This window comes from Azospirillum sp. Marseille-Q6669, from assembly GCF_965111635.1.
The window spans coordinates 206,530-223,511 of sequence record NZ_CBCOOP010000007.1 but is presented as its reverse complement, the minus strand read 5'-3'; the positions used below and the strand labels follow the sequence as shown (position 1 = coordinate 223,511).

The window sequence follows — 16,982 nt, the reverse complement described above, 5'->3', positions numbered from 1 at the left end:
GAGGACGGAAACGCCCCCATGCTGAGCACCCTGATCCGTCTTCCCTTCCGCCTGCGTTTCCTGGTCGCCTGGGCGATCGTGCAATGCAAGATCATGGCGGGCTATGTGTCCTACGCGGCCAGCACCTTCCGCAAGGACAGCTACGTGCGGGAGCGCTGGGACGGGCGGGTGCCGCTCGCCGGGGCGCGCCGTGTGGTGGTGTTCGTGCATTACGACCGGCAGGGCATCGTCCACGATTTCGTGTGGCATTATCTGCGCCAGCTCCACGCGCTGGGCTTCGCCATCGTCTTCTCCAGCAATTCCCCGCGTCTGGCCGAATCCCAGGTCGAGCCGCTGCGGGACATCTGCGCGCTGATCCTCCGCCGCGACAACGTCGGATACGACTTCGGTGCTTACAAGGAGGGCATCGCCGCCGTTCCGGATCGGGCGGCGCTGGATATGCTGCTGCTCGCCAACGACAGCGTCTACGGCCCGCTGCACCACTTGGCGGGTTTGCTGGAGCGGATGGACCCGCAGGACGCCGACGTCTGGGGCGCGTCGGACAGTTGGGAGTTTTCCTTCCACCTGCAAAGCTATTTCCTGCTGTTCCACAAGGCGGCGCTCGCCTCTCCCGCCTTCACGGCCTTCTGGGACCGGCTGCGCTACGTGCAGTCCAAGACCTGGATCGTGCGCAAGTACGAGATCGGGCTGACCCGTGCGCTGCGTCGCGCCGGCCTGCGCTGCCGCGCCGCCTTCCCTTATCGTCAGGCGGCAACCGCCCTGATCGAGGCGGTGGTGGAGCGCAACATCGCCGGTGATGGCATGGACCCGGTGCGAAAGACGTTCATCCAACAGGTTTTCCGGACCATCAATGCCGGCGTGCCGCTGAACGGGACGCATTTCTTCTGGGATTATCTGATCGCCCAGATGGACTTCCCCTTCTTGAAACGCGACCTGTTGCAGAAGAACCCGGCGCGCATTCCGCTGCTCAATTATTGGGAGCGGGTGGTGAAGCAGTCGAGCGACTACGACACCGAGCTGATCCTGCGTCATCTTGAACTGTCCCTGAAGAACCGCAGCGTCTGACCGGATCCGCAAGCAAGAGGCGGAGGGGGGCTGGTCCGAAGGAAAACGACGCAAGGTGCGCGTCGCCTCTTCCCGCCGTGCAGGGTGCTGCCCTATGGTCGGACCGCAACGGTTGCCGTGCCGCGAACGAGATCGTCGATGGAAGAGCCACTGGTCAGCGTCGTCATACCGGCTTTCAACCGGGCTCATACGCTGCGCCGTGCCATTGAGAGCGTGCAGGTGCAGGACGTCACTTCCTGGGAACTGATCGTCGTGGACGACGGCTCCACCGACGGAAGTGCGGACATTCCCCAATCCTTCGGCGATGCGCGTATCCGTCCGATCCGGCACGCGATCAACCGCGGGGCGGCAGCGGCCCGCAACACGGGGGTGGCGGCGGCGCGCGGCCGCTACATCGCCTTTCTCGATTCCGACGACGAATGGCTTCCGGGAAAACTCCGCGCCCAGATCAATGCCTTGGAAAGCGGACCGGACGCGCCGCAGGCCTTGTGCACCGGCTTCCTTCTGCACCGTGAGGAGACCGGACGCTGCACCAAGCGATGGCCGAAGCCGGAAGGGACATGGTTCGAGACTCTTCTGGATGGCTGCTACGTCTCGCCTGGCTCCACCCTGATGGTGCGGCGCGATTGTTTCGTCGCCGTTGGGCCGCTCGACGAGACGCTGCCCCGGCTTGAGGACTGGGACTGGCTCCTGCGCTGCATGGAACGCTTCGCCTTCGATTGCCTGCCGGTGCTGGGGGCGGTCGTGCATGTGGGACGGCCCGCACGGTCCGGTCCGGTCGCCATCGCCATCGACCGCCTCGACCGGCAGCACACCGACCGCGTGCTGCGTGTCGCCGGTCCGGACGGGCTGCGGCGCTTCCGCGCCAGCCTCGCCATCGAACAGGCGGTCGCCGCGGTGCATGAGGACGCCCATGCGAAGGCGCTCAGCCACATCGGCCGCGCTTTCTCCTGGTCCCCGACGCGCACCGCGCGCTTCCTGGCCCGTTGCGCGGTCAGGGCTTTCTGACGGCGCGCCCGTCTTTGGCGGCGGGCGGTGAATGGATTAGTGGCGGGCAGGCAGGCGGCGGTAGAGGGCCAGCAGCCGGTCGGTCGCCGCCGGCCAAGTGAAGTCGCGGACGCGGCGGCGGCCGTCGGCGATCAGCCGGTGCCGCAGAGGGCTGTCGTCGAGCACCCGTTCCAGGGCCTCGGTCAGGCTCTCGGGCGTGGCGGGGTCGAAGTAGACGGCGGCATCGCCGGCGATCTCGGGGAAGCAACTCCGGTCGCTCAACACCGCCGGGCAGCCATTGGCGAAGCTTTCCAAAATCGGCAGCCCGAATCCTTCGTACAGCGATGGGAAGACGAAGGCGGCTGCGTGCGCGTAGGCGTAGGCGAGGTCGTTGGCCGGCAGCGTGCGCTGGTGCAGGCGGGTGGCGCAGCCGGCCTCCAGGAAGGGCTGGCGCTCCTCGTCCTGGAGATGACCACCGCCGACGCAGACCAGATGCAGGTCGGGTCGGCGCGCCAGCAGGGCGGCCAGACGCCGCGCCACGCCCGCGAAGTTCTTGTAGCCGTCGCGGCGCCCTACGATCAACAGGTAGCGGTCCGGCAGCGCGATCCCCGCACGGCGTCCCGGCACCCACACGGCGTCGCGCGACAGGCCGTGATGCACCACCTCCACCCGCGCCGGGTCGATTCCATAGAGCCGGACCAGATCGGCCTTGGTGTGCGCCGACACCGCGACGATGGCGGCGGCGGCGGCGCAGAGCGCCCGCTTGCCGGGGTGGATCTCCTCCGGCTTCGGGAAGATCTCCGGCATCAGTTCCGGCGCCATGTCGTGCACCGTCACCACCATGGGCCGCCCATGCAGGAGATCGATCAGGCCGGCATCGTAGAAGGTCTGGTGGAAGACGTCGAAGGCTCCATGGCCGAGCGCCCGGCGGACGAGCCTGCGATTGTGGGCGCGCAGCAGGCTGCGCTTGCCGGGAAAATGCCCGCCCCCCAAGAAGCCCCGGACGTCCAGGCCCGGCTGGTCCATCAGGTGGCTGTTGATGACCTGCCGGAAGGGCAGGACCACCTGCACGCCGGGACGGGCGCGCATTTCCGTGACGACCTCGGCAAAGCAGCGGGACACTCCGCCATGACGCTGGATGGAAAAGATATGGTCGTCGAAGAGGACACGCATGCCGCGGCTCAGCGCCGCCAATTCACGCCGAGTCGCACCAGGGTGCCCAGCGTGACCGCGCGCAGGCGCCAGAAGGGGCTGTTCTGCATACTGCTCAGCTCGTTCCGGACCGTGTGCAGATGCTGTTCACTGCGCTGCAGGCGGCGGCGCAGGACCCAGGGTGACTCGTCGTCCTCGTCGCCGGTGCCGGCGGCCATGCCCGCGGCCTGCGTCGCCCGCAGTTCCTGCCACACCGGCGCCGGCGGGGCGAGGCGCCCGTCCTTCAGCTTCGCCGCGCTGTCCAGCAGATGGGCGGCCATCGCCTCGGCCATGGCGCCGAAGGTGAAGCGGGCGGCCTGTGCCAGACCGCGGCGGACCAGTTCGGCGCGGCGTTCCGGGTCGCGGGCGGCGGCAAGGGCCGCCACCATGCCGGCGGCGTCATCCTCGCCCACGAACAGCGCGGCGTCGCCGGCCACCTCGATCAGCGAGGAGTTGGCGCAGGTGACGACCGGGCAGCCGCAGGCCATCGCCTCGACCACCGGCATGCCGAAGCCTTCGTAGCGCGAGGGGTAGGCGAGGGCCTCCGCTCCGGCGTAGGCCAGCCGCAGTTCCTCATCGGTCAGCGACAGGCGCAGCGTCCGGGTGTCGGGGGCCAGGGCGCGGAACATCGGCTCCACCTCCTTGCCGCCGCCCACGCACACGACCGTCAGGTCGCGGGTCGCCGGATCGCCCAGCCCGAGCGCACGGAACAGCAGAAGGCCGTTCTTGTAGCCCTGATAGCCGGATCGCTCGCCCACCATCAGCACATAGGGGCCGGTCAGCCCGTGCGCCTTGCGGAAGCCGTCCACCTCCGCCGCGTCCGCCGCGCGGAAAGCGTCTCCGACGCCGCAATAGGCCACCGCCGTGCTGCCAGCTGGGACCGAGGGAAACAGCCGTTCCAGGTCGCGGGCAGAGTTCCGCGAGATCATGATGTGGGCCGAGGCGTGCAGAATCGCCCGGTGCTTCTCCCGCCAGGTCTCGTCGGCGAGTGGGAAGCCCAGCGCCTCCGGGATCATGTCGTAGCCCATGAAGACCGAGGGCGTGGCGGTCGGCGCCGTGTAGTAGGTGGAGACGAAGAGATCCGCCCCCTCCTCCCGGCAGACCCTCTCCAGATGGAGGCTGTCGGCGCCCGGGGAGGCCTTGTTATGGGCACGGATGGTCCGGGTGTGCACGCCGGGAATCCGCGGCGCGGTGCCGGCGCGGTCGAGCAGGACGACATGTTCGGCGAAGCCGGATGCCGCCCAGGCCTGCAGCACCGCCGTCCAGACCCGCGCAATGCCGGAGCCGAGATGCTGGTAGAACACCCCATCCACCAGGATCTTCGGCCATGTCGGCGCCAGGGCCTTGCGCCGTTCGGCGACCTCCGCGGGATCGAGGAAGCGCCAGGCCCCGCTCCCCGCCGCCTCATCCGGCACGGCGATGGGCACCACGCCACGGGCGGCGGCTGTGTCGGCCAGCGTCTCGTCGCTCACCCAGGGCAGATAGTCGCGCAGCAGCGCCGACCCCGTCACCTCCTTCTGAAGGCGGCGCCAGTGGGCACGGGCGTCCTTGTAGCCGTAATAGCTTTCCTTGAAGGCGGCCTGCGCCTCGGTCGCGTAGGCGAAATGCTGGAAGACGACGCCGGCCTCCTCCATCTCGTCCTGGGTGAAGGGGTCGATCTGGGCACCGTCCTTGCCGTCGGCGCCGACAAGGGTCGGCGGCTCGTGGGCCGCCCAGGTCATGCCGGGCTCGAAGCGCCAGGTGCGCAGCCATTCCTGTTGCGGGTTCTGGGCGTAGTTGTGGCGCGTGCTGACGATCCGCTCCGGCCCGACGAAATAGTCGCACCAATAGAAGGCGGCGGTGCGCTTCGGGTTGGCCTGGAACATGGCGTGGACGGTGCGGATCTGCTCCGCCGTCCACAACTCGTCGGCGTCCACCTGCCAGAGCAGCCCGGCCTCGCGGATATGGGGCAGGGGAGCGTTGACCATCTCGCGCTTGCCGTCCCAGAAGGAATCCAGGGGCTTGCGGTGGATGGTGATGCGGTCCGGGTGACGGGCCGCCAGATCGTCCAGATAGGCGGAGGTGCCGTCGTTGCTGCGGCCCCGGTCGTGCACGCTGTCCAGCACCCGTCCGCCGGACGCCAGGCTCCAGCCGGTATCGTGGGACAGCGAGGCCACGCCCTCCACGATGTGCCAGTGCCACCGCAAGGGCAGCGAGGCGAAGACCGCCTCGTGGTAGCGGATGAAGGGCTCGCCGTTCAGGACGATGGTGAAGAAATGGATCGGCAGGTCGGACCCGGACTCCAGGGGGCGCCGCCGGAAGGCGACCCAGTCCTCGCCCTCAGCGATCGTCTCCCAGCCGGGCTCGTCGCGCAGGCGGCGGCGCATCAGCCAGCCGCTTCCGGTCTTGGAGGAAGCCCGGATCACGACGGTGGCGGTGTCGTCAGCCCGATCCAGCGCGCGCAGCCCGGTGAAGCCGGCGTCTTCGACCAGCACCAGGCCGAAGCCGCCGCGTGCCCGCCGTGCGCCGGTCTCGGGAGGGGCGGCGGGGTGGCGCTTCAGGTCCTCTTCGAGTTCGGCGAGCAGGCCGGCAAGCGGCGGCAGGTCGGCGTCGTTGCGGAAGCGCAGCCACGTTTCGCCGATCTCGTGCGCGTTGGGAAGCGCAAGGGCGGGACCGTCCCCGATTCCGGCCTCCGTCAGGGACGGGCGCAGCGGATTGCCTTCCAGCCCGCGCCGCAGGGAGGCCCGCCCCGGCCCCGAACCGACCGCCAGAATTCGGGCGACCGGCTCGGTGCTCGCAAGCCGTTCGACAAAATCGGCGAAGTCGGGCGCGGACTGGGACTGGGATAAGGACATGGACAAGGAACTCGGCTGGAAAGACGCGAAGGGTGTCAGGGTGTACCGGGGCGTTCCTTTGCCCGTTCATGGCGACGAAGGCAATAGTGGCGAAGGCAATAGCCGCTCGCCTGAAGCGCGAAGCGGGCCGGCCAGACGGGGTCCGTGGCGATGCCGCCGACGGCCAGCCGGGTGGCCTGCCCAGCGCCGCCCGTGGCCAGGGCGCGGGTGGCGGCCCGGCCCAGTTCGAAGGCATGCCAGTCCCGTGCTTCGCGGCACAGCGCCGGTGAACTGGCCGGATCGTTCATCACCCGGCGGGCGAGCCGCAGGTGTTCGTCGAGCCATGGGACCATGTGCCGCATGCCGCCGACGATGGTCATCGAGCCGGCGTGCTGGCGGTAGAGATAGACCCGCTCCGCCACCGGAACGGTCTTCATGCCGGCGGTCCAGGCGCGGATCAGAAACTCCCGGTCCCCGGCGTAGCGATAGGACGGATCGTAGACGCCGACCCGCTCGTACAGGCTGCGTCGGAAGAAGCGGGCGTTGATCATCGGCACGCCGCGGCACAGGTCGAAGGGGCGCAGCCCCTTCATCGCCGGATCGTCGTAGCCGCAGGTCTCCCGCGGCCCTCCGGCCCCATTGATGCCGGAGCCGCCTTCGACGACCGTGGCACCGCCACAGGCTGCATCGGCGTCCGGCGCCATGGCCAGGGCGCGGGCAATGGCGGTCAGTGCCCCCGGAAGCAGGAGGTCGTCGCTGTTGAGATGCCCAATGACCGAGCCGCGGGCGACGGCCAGCCCGCGGTTGATGGCGTCATAGACGCCCCGGTCCGGTCCGGTCAGGACGCGCAGGTGCGGATAGCGCGCCAGCACATCCAGCGTCCCGTCGGTGGACCCGCCGTCCACCACGATGTGCTCGACCGTCATCCCGTCCTGGGCCAGAACGCTCTCCACCGCCTCCGCCACGAGACCGGCGCGGTTCAGGCAGGGCGTGATGATCGTGAAGGCGGGCGCCGCGGCATCCTCCCGCTCTGCCGCGGATGGCTTCAGAGCTGTCGCGCCTTGCTCGGAGGATCGGTGTTCAGGCATGCCTATGATCGTCACTTTCTCGTAAGAAGCTCTGGCTTACGGATGTTACAGTCTTGAAACCGCGGGCATAAGGAAACAGACCAGAAGGCTGCGGGCCATCAATAGGCGATGGAGTGCATCAAGCCACTACGGGAATCGTGTGGCGGGAAGCTCCGAAGCATCGGATTTCGCTGTAGCATGTCTGTCCCAAAACCTCTACACAGGGAACCGGTTTCCTTTCCGATAGTGCAAGTTCCGGCTGCCATGACGATTTCCTTGCAGAACACGCGCATTCATCCCGTCATCCTTTCCGGCGGCGCCGGGGTCCGGCTTTGGCCGATGTCTCGGGAACAGTATCCCAAGCAGTTCCTGCCGCTCTGCTCGGAACGCTCGATGCTCCAGGATACCGCGCAGCGGGTGTCCGATGCAGCGCTGTTCGCCGCTCCCCTGATCGTCTGCAACCAGGAACACCGCTTCGTCATCGCCGAACAGATGCGGCATGCCGGATGCGGGAAGGCGCGGATCGTTCTGGAGCCGGTGGGGCGCAACACCGCCGCCGCCGCCGCCGTGGCGGCGCTGCTCATCGCGGAGGATGACCCCGACGGACAGCTCCTGCTGCTGCCGGCCGACCACGCGATCAAGGACGAGGGCGCGTTCCTCCAGGCCGTGGCCACGGCGTCCGCCGCCGCCGCCGCCGGCCATCTGACCACCTTCGGTATCGTGCCGACCGCTCCGGAAACCGGCTATGGCTACATCCGCCGCGGCGATGCGGTGGGTGGCCATGACGGCGCCTTCCGGGTCGCCGCCTTTGTCGAGAAGCCTCCACGCGAGCAGGCCGAGCGCTATCTGGCGGAAAAGAGCTTCTTCTGGAACAGCGGCATGTTCCTGCTGCCCGTGCGCCAATATCTGGCCGAGCTGGAGCGCTGGGAACCCGCGGTCCTGGACGCCTGCCGGAAGGCGCTCGCCCAGGGCCGGTCCGACCTTGATTTCTTCCGCCTCGACGAGGAGGCTTTCGCCGCTTCTCCCAACATCTCCATCGACTACGCGGTGATGGAGCGCACGGAGGCCGCCGCCGTGGTGCCGTGCAGCATCGGCTGGACCGACGTCGGCGCCTGGTCGGCGCTGTGGGACATCGGTGAGAAGGACCAGGGCGGCAACGTCTGCCACGGCGACGCCATCGCCTGGGACAGCCTCAACTGCTACGCCCGCAGTGAGGACGGCGCCCTCATCGCCTTGCTCGGCATGGAGGACACGGTGGTGGTCGCCACCGAGGACGCCATCCTGGTCGCCGCGAAAGACCGGGCGCAGGACATCAAGCCGCTGGTGGAGCATCTGAAGAAGCAGGGCCGCAGCGAGCCGCTCCTGCATCGCCGGGTGCACCGCCCCTGGGGCTTCTACCAGTCGCTGCACGCCGGCGACCGCTTCCAGGTGAAGCGGCTGACGGTGGCGCCCGGCGCCCGCCTGTCGCTCCAGAAGCACTATCATCGCGCCGAGCATTGGGTCGTGGTCAATGGGACCGCGCTCGTGACCCGCGGGGACGAGCAGATCCTGCTGCGCGAGAACGAGTCCGTCTACATTCCGCTGGGCACCCCGCATCGGCTGGAAAACCCGGGCAAGGTGCCGCTCAACCTGATCGAGGTGCAGTCCGGCTCCTATCTGGGCGAGGACGACATCGTCCGCTTCGACGACCATTACGGCCGCTCGTAACCGCACCGTTCGGCTGGGGTGCTCCGTCCACGGCGGCGGGTACCCCGGGACGGGAGCGGCCAGACTCCCGATGGAATTCTGCCCGGATGCGACCGACACCGATCAGCCTGCCCGATGACTCGGTCATTCTCACGCTCGCGTCGCCCGGTTTCGATGCCAGTTACCCCCGTGTCGTCAACAGCGAGCTGATTCCCCAACCCATTCTGCAAGCCATGGAATGGGCATGGAACACCTCGCGCTTCCCGGAGCGCGCGGTGCGTGTCGCGCGCCTCAAGGACGTGTGGGTTGCCAGGGAGGGGTTGGTCTTCGACCAGAAGGGCGATCTCTACCGCGAAACCATCACCCAGCATTCCGAGGCGGAGATCGACCAGGCCCACGCGGCCGTTCTGGCGGCGATCGGGCAGGGCGGACGGGCTGCCGAACCGGACACGGCTGGCCCCATCCTTCTGTGCAAGAAGCGTGGAATCGGCAATTACGGCCATTGGATGATGGAGATGCTGCCCAAGGCTCATCTCGTCCACACCCATCTGCCGGATCTCGGTGTCCGCTTCCTCGTTGGGCTTGCGCCGGGCCACCTCAACGACAGCATGGCCTTTTCGCTGTCCATGCTGGGCATCGACCTTGCCCGGACCCTGGTCGCCGACGACACGCCCCTGCGCTTCGCCGATCTTCTGCTGGTGGACGGGCTGAGCGAGCACGGCGGCTTCATGTCGCCGCTGGTCCTCGACGCTGCGGAAGCCGTGGCCCGAAGCGTGGCTCCGGGCGGTGCAGACCGGCTGTTCGTCTCCCGCCGGGCGACGGGGATCCGCCGGATCGTCGATGAGGATGACCTGATCGGCCTCGCCCTGGCGCACGGCTACCGTCTGGTCGAGCCGAATGCGCTTTCGCTGCCGGAGCAGGTGGCTTTGTTCAAGGGAGCGTCGCGGATCGTCGGAGTGATGGGGGCGGCGATGACCAACATCGTCTTCGCACCGCCCGGCGCGCGCGTCGTCAATCTGACGCCGGCGGGTATGCCCGACACGTTCTTCTGGTTCATCGCGACCCTGCGCGGTCTCGACTATACCGAGATCCGCTGCGCGCAGAGCGGCCCGGTCCGGGGGGTCATGCCCTGGGACACCGACCTGATCCTGTCCCTGGAAGACCGGGAGCGTGCCTTCGCCGGCTGACCGCCTGGCCGGGTGCGGCAAGAGAGGCATGAGACAATGACCACGGGTGGAGCGTTCGGCTACTTCATCGAGCGGATCGAGGTCGGGACCGAGTTGCGGATCGAAGGCTGGGCCTTTCACAGCCGGCATGGCGCCTGCGCTTTCGACGTGGTGATCGACCGTGGGAAACGGCCTCCCGCTGTCCACGTCCAGGCGGGGATCGACCGTCACGACGTCGGCCTTGCCCTCGGCGATCCCCTGGCGGACCATTCCGGGTTCGTGGTGATCGCGGCTTTGCCGCTCGACACGTCCGCCGTCGTTTTGCGACTGACCGCCGGGGACGAGGAGTGCCTCGTCCCGCTGATGCTGCGCGAAGGGCTGTCGTTGCGCAGTTGGCAGGTCGCCTGCGAGCGCGGTCCGGCGGCGGTGGACTACCGTTTCCTGACCGAGCGGGGGTTGCGCTACGCCACGGCCCTGCCGTCGTCCCTGAGAGGGGCGCGCCAGGCGCTCGGCCTGCTCGGTCCGGCTTCGGGGAATAAGGCCCCGCCCGCTCCTCCGCTCGCCGCACCCGTGTCCATCATCGTGCCGGTTTATGGCGGCAAGCGGTTCCTGACCCCGCTGGTGCATGCGCTGATCGAGACGGTGGAGCCCAGGCACAGGATCGTCTTCATCGACGACGGCAATCCCGACCGCGGCATAACCGCCTTCCTGATTGCTCTCGCCACGTCGCTGGACAACGTGACGGTCGTGTCCAAGCCGTCAAACGAGGGGTATCTGAAGGCCGTCATCACCGGATTGGAGGTTGCGACGCGCCTGAATCCCGATGGCCATGTCGTTCTTCTCAACACCGACGTGGAGGTGCCGCCTGGCTGGCTGGAGCGGTTGGTCGGGCCGGTCGAGAGGATGCCGTCCATTGCCAGCACCACCCCCTTCACCAACGCCGGGACCATCTGCGGCTTCCCCGCGATGCCCGAGGACAACGAGCCTTTTCTCGGCGCCACGGTGGAGCGCATCGACGCGGCGTTCGCGGCCTTGTCGGACCTGCCTCCGGTGGAGGTGCCGACCGGTGTCGGCTTCTGCATGGCGCTGAACCGGCGGGCGCTGCGGGAGATCGGCTTCTTCGATCTGGACGCCTTCGGACGCGGCTATGGCGAGGAGGTGGACTGGTGCCGGCGGGCCTTGCGGCGCGGTTTCGTCAACGTCGCGGTGCCCAATCTCTATGTCCACCACCGGCACGGCGGCAGCTTTTCCAGCGACGAGAAGAAGGCCCAGATTCAGGCGTCCGGCGACATCATCCGGCAGCGCTATCCCGAATTCGACGCGGAGGTCCAGGACTTCATCCGCGCCGACCCGCTGCGCCCCGTACGCGCGGCGGCGGCCGTCCGGATTTTGCAGGAAGACGCCCGGCCGCGGACGGTGCTGCTGTTCGACCACGCCGGGCACGGCGGGGCCGCCACCTTCCGGGCCAAGGAGATCGCGCGACTTCATGCGCAGGGGCAGGCGGTTCTGCTCGTCCGCCCCACCCGGCAGCCGGTGCTGGGGATGCCGGACGAAGCGGTGGACATCGAGTTGCTGCACAAGGAAGCCACCTTCCGTTTTCCGGCGAACGGCCTCGCCGATCTCGGCTCTCTGGTCTCCGCCCTGCCGCTGTCCGAGATTGTGGTCAGTTCGCTGGTCGATCATCCGAATGCCGTTGCGTTGATGGAGTTCATCCGGACGCTTCGGAGCGGGCAGCGGGTGCCGTTGCGCGTTTTGCATCATGATTACTTGCCGGTCTGCCCATCCCTGAACCTGATCGACGCCGAAGACCGCTTCTGCGGCGTGCCGTCGCCGGAACGCTGCCGGGAATGCGCCCCGGCCAACCGGCATTTCCGCCGGCGGGAGGGGGACAACGGTCCGGCCGCTGGGAGCTTCGACATCAAGGCGTACCGCCGGACCTGGCAGGATTTCTTCGACCTTGCCGACCGCCACGTTTTCTTTTCCAGAAGCGCGCTCGCCGTGGTGCGGCGGGCCTTCACACTGCGCGACGAGCGTGTCCGGATCATCCCGCATCTGGCCGATCATGTCATCGTCTCGCCGCTGCCGACACCGGCGGCGGCACCGCTGGCCCGCGTGGCGGTCATCGGGGGGATCAACGTGGCCAAGGGCTCCAAGATCCTGGACGCGATGGTGCGGCTGGCGGACACCCACCAACTTCCCTTGCGGTTCGAGCTGTTCGGGAACATCGACCGGCCCATCGACTCCCCGCGCTTCCACGACAACGGCCGCTACGAGCCGGACGATCTGGCGCGGCGTCTCGCCATGCGTGGCTGCCACGCGGTCTTCCTGCCGTCGGTCTGGCCGGAAACCTACTGCTATGTCCTGGACGAGGTGGCCGGGCTGGGCCTGCCGGTCGGCGTCTTCGACATCGGTGCCCCGGCGGAGCGGCTGCGCCACTGGTCCAACGGCTTCATCGTCTCGTCGCCGACGCCGGAGGCGGCGCTGTCGGCCCTGCTGACGGTAACCGCTGGCGTGGTGAGGGCGTCTGTGGATCAGCCTCCCTCATCGTCGCCGTCATACCCACGGGGCTGATAGCCAAGCGCCGCCGCCGGATGCAGACGGGGGCTGTACCACCGGCTCCGCCGCGGCACCGGGCCCGGTAGGCTGGCGAGCACGGCTTTGCTGGGAAGCGGCGGCTGGACATGGGTGCGTTCCGTCAGATGCCAAACGCTGAAGGGCGTGTAGAGCGTCCTCTTGTCTTCCGCATGGGCGTGCAGCGCGATGGCGCTCGCGATCTGAGCCGCCGGCGTGTCGGGCGGGAGCCGGCGCAGAAGATCGCGCAGGAAGCCGGCGCGGGCCAGCCAGTGGCTTGGCGACACGCCGTCCACGAACCGCTGGCAGAACAGCATGCCGTGATAGCCGGCGTCGCCGGCCGGGCGACCGTAGTCGGCGGTGGCCAGGAACCCTCCCAGGCCGAAGAAACCACCGGCCCAGGCGACCCGCTCGTCGGGATCGAGAATCCGGCCTCCGATGGCGACCGCCTCGCCAACTCCGTTCAACAACCCCGCGAGTTCGAGCAAGGAATCCGGGGTTCCGGGACGGCAATCCGTCCGCAGAAAAGCCACGGCGTCGCCATCCGCGCAGGCTTCGGCGAGCAGGATGGCGCACGAGTCCCTGTGCAGGGAGATGCGCGCCGGCCACCGCTGCACCCCGGCCCTCTCCAGGCCCGCCGCCAGGACCGCCGCGTCTGCCGGCGAGGACACCTGTATCCGGACCGACGCGATCGGGCAGTTCCGTTGCGCCAGAACCGCGGTGACCATGTCCACCGCCGCGTCGTCGTCCCTGTCGGCCGCGATCATGTCGGCCGCGATCACCAGCGCCATGCCGCACCCGGCCCCGTCCCTGGGCGCCAGCCGCCAGATCCCCGGCTTGGGGAACAGGTTGTTGATGGCGACGGTCAGCGTCCGGTCTTGGCCGGTCAGGGCCAGATGCCGTTCCAGAACATGCCGCTGGCTGTGCAACGCGTCCGGTTTCAGGCTGGTTTCGGCGGACGCGGTGGAGCCGGGATTGATCCGCCAAGCGTACAGGAGATGCGGCACATGCACGATGCCGTATCCGGCGCGTTCGACGCGGGTGAAGGTGTCCCAGTCGTGGCTCCAGGTCGCCTTCGGGTCCGTGTAGGCGCCGATCCGCACGGCCACGTCGCGGCGCAGGGCACAGAGATGGCAGGTGAAGCAGATGTTGGTGTGCAGAATCCGGTCGAAGCCCGGCTTGTGGAAGGGGGAGAAAAGCCGCGACTGCGGATCGCTCTTGAACTCGTCGGAATAGAGGATCGCCGGGAAGCCGTGGGCATGTATGTGCTCCGCCATCACCTGGAGCGCGTCGAGCGTCAGGAAATCGTCGGCATCGACCGGCAGGACATAGTCGCCGCGGGTGGCCTGGAAAGCCAGCCCATAGCCGGCCATGATGCCCTTGTTCTCCGGGCTCACGATCACCGTCACGTTGTCATGGACGGCCACGCCGCGCAGCCAGTCGAGCAGTTCAGGACGGTGGTCGCCGTCGCTCACGATCACCCATTCGAAGTTCCGGTAGAACTGGTTGAGGATCGTCCTCTCGATCTCGCGCAGAAACCGGAGCGGCTGTTTGTAGATGCTCATGAAGAAGGAGAAGCGGATCGTCTCGGCCATCTGTGGCCGGGTCCGCGCCGCCGCGATGCGGGCCAGGATCTGGGCCTCCACGTCCCGGACGGGGGTGGTGGCGGGGGTGCGTTCGATCTCGTAGAAGGGATTGGTCGTGGAGAAGTTGGGGTTGAGGTACGGGTCGGCTTCGATCCCCCAGCGCTTCACGAATTCCTGGAGTTCCCAGTTGAAGGTGCCTTCCTTCGACAGGGATTCGAAATGGTAGAGTTCGATGGCGGGGTCGATGACGATCCGCAGCCCCTTCGCGCGCACCTTGTTGCAGAAATCGACGTCGTTGTAGTTCAGGCTGAGGCCGGTGTCGAAGCCCCCGACCTCCTGGTAGAGAGCGCGCGACACCAGAAGGCAGGCGGCGGTCGTGGCGGCCGCGTTGTGCGTCAGTTGCGCGATTCCCTGCGGCCCGGAGGTCAGACGATGCTCGCCGATGACGGCGTGGGTCGGCACGCCGTTGGGAAGCAGGACGCCGACATGCTGGATCGTGCCGTTGGCGAACAGCAGGCGCGGACCGACGACACCGACGCCCGGCTGGCTGGCCAGCCCCACCATGTCGCGCAGGAAGTGCTTCGAGATGGCCTGGATGTCGTCGTTGAGCAGAAGGACATAGTCGCCGCGTGCCTGTTCCACCCCCAGGTTCACCCGCTCCGAGAAGTTGAAGGACGGGCGGTTGGCGTTGATTTCGCGCAGGTTCGGAAAGGCGCGTAGAAAGCCCAGCGCTGTGGCGTCCAACTCGCCGTTGTGCACGACGACGATCTCGAAGCGCTCATAGCATTCGCTGCCGAAAAGGCTGAGGATGCAGTTTCGCAGGATGTCGACCGACGCCCCTGAGACGGTGCCCTTGCGGCCCGCGGTGGGGATGACGATGCTGACGAGCGGGGCGGGCGAGGGTGGCGCGTAGACGACGCGCCAGTTGCCAGCCGACCAGTGCGGATGCACCTCGAAGGGGGTGGCCGCCTGCCGGGCCAGGGCCTCCTCGATGGCCGTCTTCTGCCGTTCGACCGCGTAGCTCTTGGCCGACAGGACCTCGGCGCTCGATCCCGGAATGGCCACCCAGTGGTACAGGATCTTCGGAACATGCACGAAGCGGTCGGTGATCCCGGCGACGCGGAGCGCCAGATCGTAATCCTGGGTCCCGTCGTACGCGCTGCGGAATCCTCCGGCCTCGTGGACGATGGACGCGCGGTAGCAGGTCAGGTGCCCAATGTACATGGTGCTGCGCAGCAGCTCGGGCGACCAGCCCGGCTTGTGGGTCGCATCGTAGAAACGACCGTCGACGCTCATCTTGTCCTCGTCGGAATAGACGGCGTCGGGGTCGTGGGCGACGATGGCGGCGGCGATTTCATAAAGCGCGTCCGCCGTCAGCAGGTCGTCATGGTCGAGCAGGGCCAGCCATTCGCCGCCGGCCATAGCGAGCGCGGCGTTCGACGCGGCGGCGATGCCGCCGTTGGACGGCCGGTGAGCCACGCGGATGCGGGGATCCCGCGCCGCGAACTCCCGCAACAGCTCCTGGATGTGCGGGCTGGGGGAGGCGTCGTCGACGATGCACAGCTCCCAAAAGGGATAGAGCTGTTCCAGGACGGACCCGACGGCAGCGCGCAGCCACCGCTCCGGCGTCTGGTAGACCGGCATCAGGATGGAGATCGTCGGCCAGCCGTCCCGTTCCGCGATCCGTCTCAGGATGCCGGCGGGAGAGAAGGTCCTCGGCGCGGGTTCTCCCGTGTCGAGTCCGCCCTTGCGGTTCTCCGCGAGCCCATAGCTGAGAAAATGATGATAGCCCGAGGGGGTGTCGCCGCCGGCGATCGCCTCCGACACGTCCGGGTTGTTCACGAGATAGCGGTGTTCGCAATAACCAGGCAGGCGCGGCGTGGTTCCGGCCAGATCCTCGCGCAGCCCGTAATGGCGCCAATGCTCGGCCCCGGATGGGAGTTCGTCCCTGGAAACCGCGCCGGCCACATCGGGGCGATGCGCCTGGTAGAGGCTTTCGGCAAAGCTGCCGAAGGTCGGATCCACGGCGGCGCCCGCGGCTTTCTCAGCCGCCCAGTTCCGGCCGGTCGCGGTGCTTTTGCCATGGGCGTCGGCGCCCTGGACAAGGTTTGCGAATTCCGGTGTCCCCAGGAGTTGTTGGGGAGGAAGCGTGGGCAGCGCGCTCCATGAGCCCGTGCCGCGGCCTTCGGCGGCCCCATGGAGCAGATAATGCTGGTATCCGCTTACAAAATGGCGCTCCTGCACCAGGGGGTGGATATCGTCGTTGCGGTCCAGATAGGTCTGTTCGTCGAAACCCGGAACGGCGTCGAAGCCGAAGAGGCTTCCGGCGATGTGATAATGGTCGGCGACGGTCCTGGCCTGGACGTCAGCCATGTTCCGGATGGCGCTGCCATAGCGTTCGATGTACCAGGACTCGTTCATGGGAACGTGAGGAAAGCGCCCCTGCGCAAGACCAATGGACAGATAGTGCAGGTAAGGCGACGCGGCATTTTCGTTGCACCAACCGGTCACGTCTGGATAGGCTCGCTCGTACCAGAGCGCGTCGAAGACCTTCCCGTTGGCGAGCAGGGCTACATGCCCGATCACGTCGACCGGCCAATGCTCCGGAGAAAGTCCTGTTTCGGCCAGACGGGGTGGAGTGCGGCCATGTCCATCAAGGCGGTGCCCCCTGAGGGAGACGCTGCCGATCAGCGTAGTATCGCCGAGAACGTGAACGACCGGCGCGTTCTGACTGGACACCCGTTCCGTGGGGATGAGGATGGAAAAGGCATGGAACCCGGCGCCCATCCCGCCTTCCAGGAGGTCGCGGCGAAAATAGCGTGCGGATGAGAGTGCTATAGGCTGTCCTTC

Annotated in this window: 9 protein-coding genes; 5 read left to right on the top strand and 4 right to left on the bottom strand. The window is 67.8% G+C overall.

All coding sequences use genetic code 11. The features are described 5' to 3' along the window. Nucleotides 1–18 precede the first annotated feature (18 nt). Both ACWPXE_RS32350 and ACWPXE_RS32345 read left to right on the top strand, forming a co-directional pair. Complete coding sequence (locus tag ACWPXE_RS32350) at nucleotides 19–1,065, top strand: rhamnan synthesis F family protein (RefSeq protein ID WP_454021124.1); 1,047 nt, start codon at nucleotides 19–21, stop codon at nucleotides 1,063–1,065. A 138-nt stretch (nucleotides 1,066–1,203) separates the two neighbouring features. After that, on the top strand, nucleotides 1,204–2,073 hold the full coding sequence (locus tag ACWPXE_RS32345) for a glycosyltransferase family 2 protein (RefSeq protein WP_454021123.1): 870 nt from the start codon (nucleotides 1,204–1,206) through the stop codon (nucleotides 2,071–2,073). A gap of 36 nt (nucleotides 2,074–2,109) precedes the next feature. On the opposite strand, the gene ACWPXE_RS32340 is transcribed toward ACWPXE_RS32345, so the two are convergent. From ACWPXE_RS32340 to ACWPXE_RS32330, 3 genes are read right to left on the bottom strand one after another with little or no spacing between them, the layout of a single operon-like run. Further along, nucleotides 2,110–3,225: a glycosyltransferase family 4 protein gene (locus ACWPXE_RS32340; RefSeq protein ID WP_237908301.1), complete on the bottom strand. Its 1,116-nt coding sequence runs from the start codon at nucleotides 3,223–3,225 to the stop codon at nucleotides 2,110–2,112. A gap of 8 nt (nucleotides 3,226–3,233) precedes the next feature. Further along, a complete protein-coding gene (locus ACWPXE_RS32335) occupies nucleotides 3,234–6,077 on the bottom strand; it encodes a glycosyltransferase family 4 protein (RefSeq protein WP_454021122.1) in 2,844 nt (947 codons plus the stop codon). 35 nt (nucleotides 6,078–6,112) lie between these two features. Continuing rightward, nucleotides 6,113–7,144 carry a glycosyltransferase family 2 protein gene (locus tag ACWPXE_RS32330; protein ID WP_454021121.1) on the bottom strand — a complete coding sequence of 344 codons (1,032 nt, stop codon included), beginning with the start codon at nucleotides 7,142–7,144 and terminating at the stop codon, nucleotides 6,113–6,115. A gap of 243 nt (nucleotides 7,145–7,387) precedes the next feature. Between ACWPXE_RS32330 and ACWPXE_RS32325 the strand changes: the two genes are divergently transcribed. The 3 genes from ACWPXE_RS32325 (at nucleotide 7,388) to ACWPXE_RS32315 (ending at nucleotide 12,546) form a co-directional block, all read left to right on the top strand. Then, nucleotides 7,388–8,830: a mannose-1-phosphate guanylyltransferase/mannose-6-phosphate isomerase gene (locus ACWPXE_RS32325; protein WP_330874670.1), complete on the top strand. Its 1,443-nt coding sequence runs from the start codon at nucleotides 7,388–7,390 to the stop codon at nucleotides 8,828–8,830. Nucleotides 8,831–8,916: 86 nt separating this feature from the next. Further along, complete coding sequence (locus ACWPXE_RS32320) at nucleotides 8,917–9,996, top strand: glycosyltransferase family 61 protein (protein ID WP_454021120.1); 1,080 nt, start codon at nucleotides 8,917–8,919, stop codon at nucleotides 9,994–9,996. Nucleotides 9,997–10,032: 36 nt separating this feature from the next. Beyond that, nucleotides 10,033–12,546, top strand: coding sequence for a glycosyltransferase (locus tag ACWPXE_RS32315; protein WP_454021119.1), 2,514 nt, complete (start codon nucleotides 10,033–10,035; stop codon nucleotides 12,544–12,546). On the opposite strand, the gene ACWPXE_RS32310 is transcribed toward ACWPXE_RS32315, so the two are convergent. Next, the gene (locus ACWPXE_RS32310; protein WP_454021118.1) at nucleotides 12,507–16,919 is read right to left on the bottom strand and encodes a glycosyltransferase family 2 protein; all 4,413 of its coding nucleotides are present in this window, start codon (nucleotides 16,917–16,919) and stop codon (nucleotides 12,507–12,509) included. The genes ACWPXE_RS32315 and ACWPXE_RS32310 overlap by 40 nt on opposite strands. Nucleotides 16,920–16,982: the final 63 nt, after the last annotated feature.

Coding starts and splice junctions, on each gene's coding strand:
- ACWPXE_RS32325 (WP_330874670.1), top strand. CDS start 7,388: ATGACGATTTCCTTGCAGAACACGCGCATTCATCCCGTCATCCTTTCC.
- ACWPXE_RS32335 (WP_454021122.1), bottom strand. CDS start 6,077: ATGTCCTTATCCCAGTCCCAGTCCGCGCCCGACTTCGCCGATTTTGTC.
- ACWPXE_RS32310 (WP_454021118.1), bottom strand. CDS start 16,919: ATGGGCGCCGGGTTCCATGCCTTTTCCATCCTCATCCCCACGGAACGG.
- ACWPXE_RS32330 (WP_454021121.1), bottom strand. CDS start 7,144: ATGCCTGAACACCGATCCTCCGAGCAAGGCGCGACAGCTCTGAAGCCA.
- ACWPXE_RS32350 (WP_454021124.1), top strand. CDS start 19: ATGCTGAGCACCCTGATCCGTCTTCCCTTCCGCCTGCGTTTCCTGGTC.
- ACWPXE_RS32340 (WP_237908301.1), bottom strand. CDS start 3,225: ATGCGTGTCCTCTTCGACGACCATATCTTTTCCATCCAGCGTCATGGC.
- ACWPXE_RS32320 (WP_454021120.1), top strand. CDS start 8,917: ATGCGACCGACACCGATCAGCCTGCCCGATGACTCGGTCATTCTCACG.
- ACWPXE_RS32315 (WP_454021119.1), top strand. CDS start 10,033: ATGACCACGGGTGGAGCGTTCGGCTACTTCATCGAGCGGATCGAGGTC.
- ACWPXE_RS32345 (WP_454021123.1), top strand. CDS start 1,204: ATGGAAGAGCCACTGGTCAGCGTCGTCATACCGGCTTTCAACCGGGCT.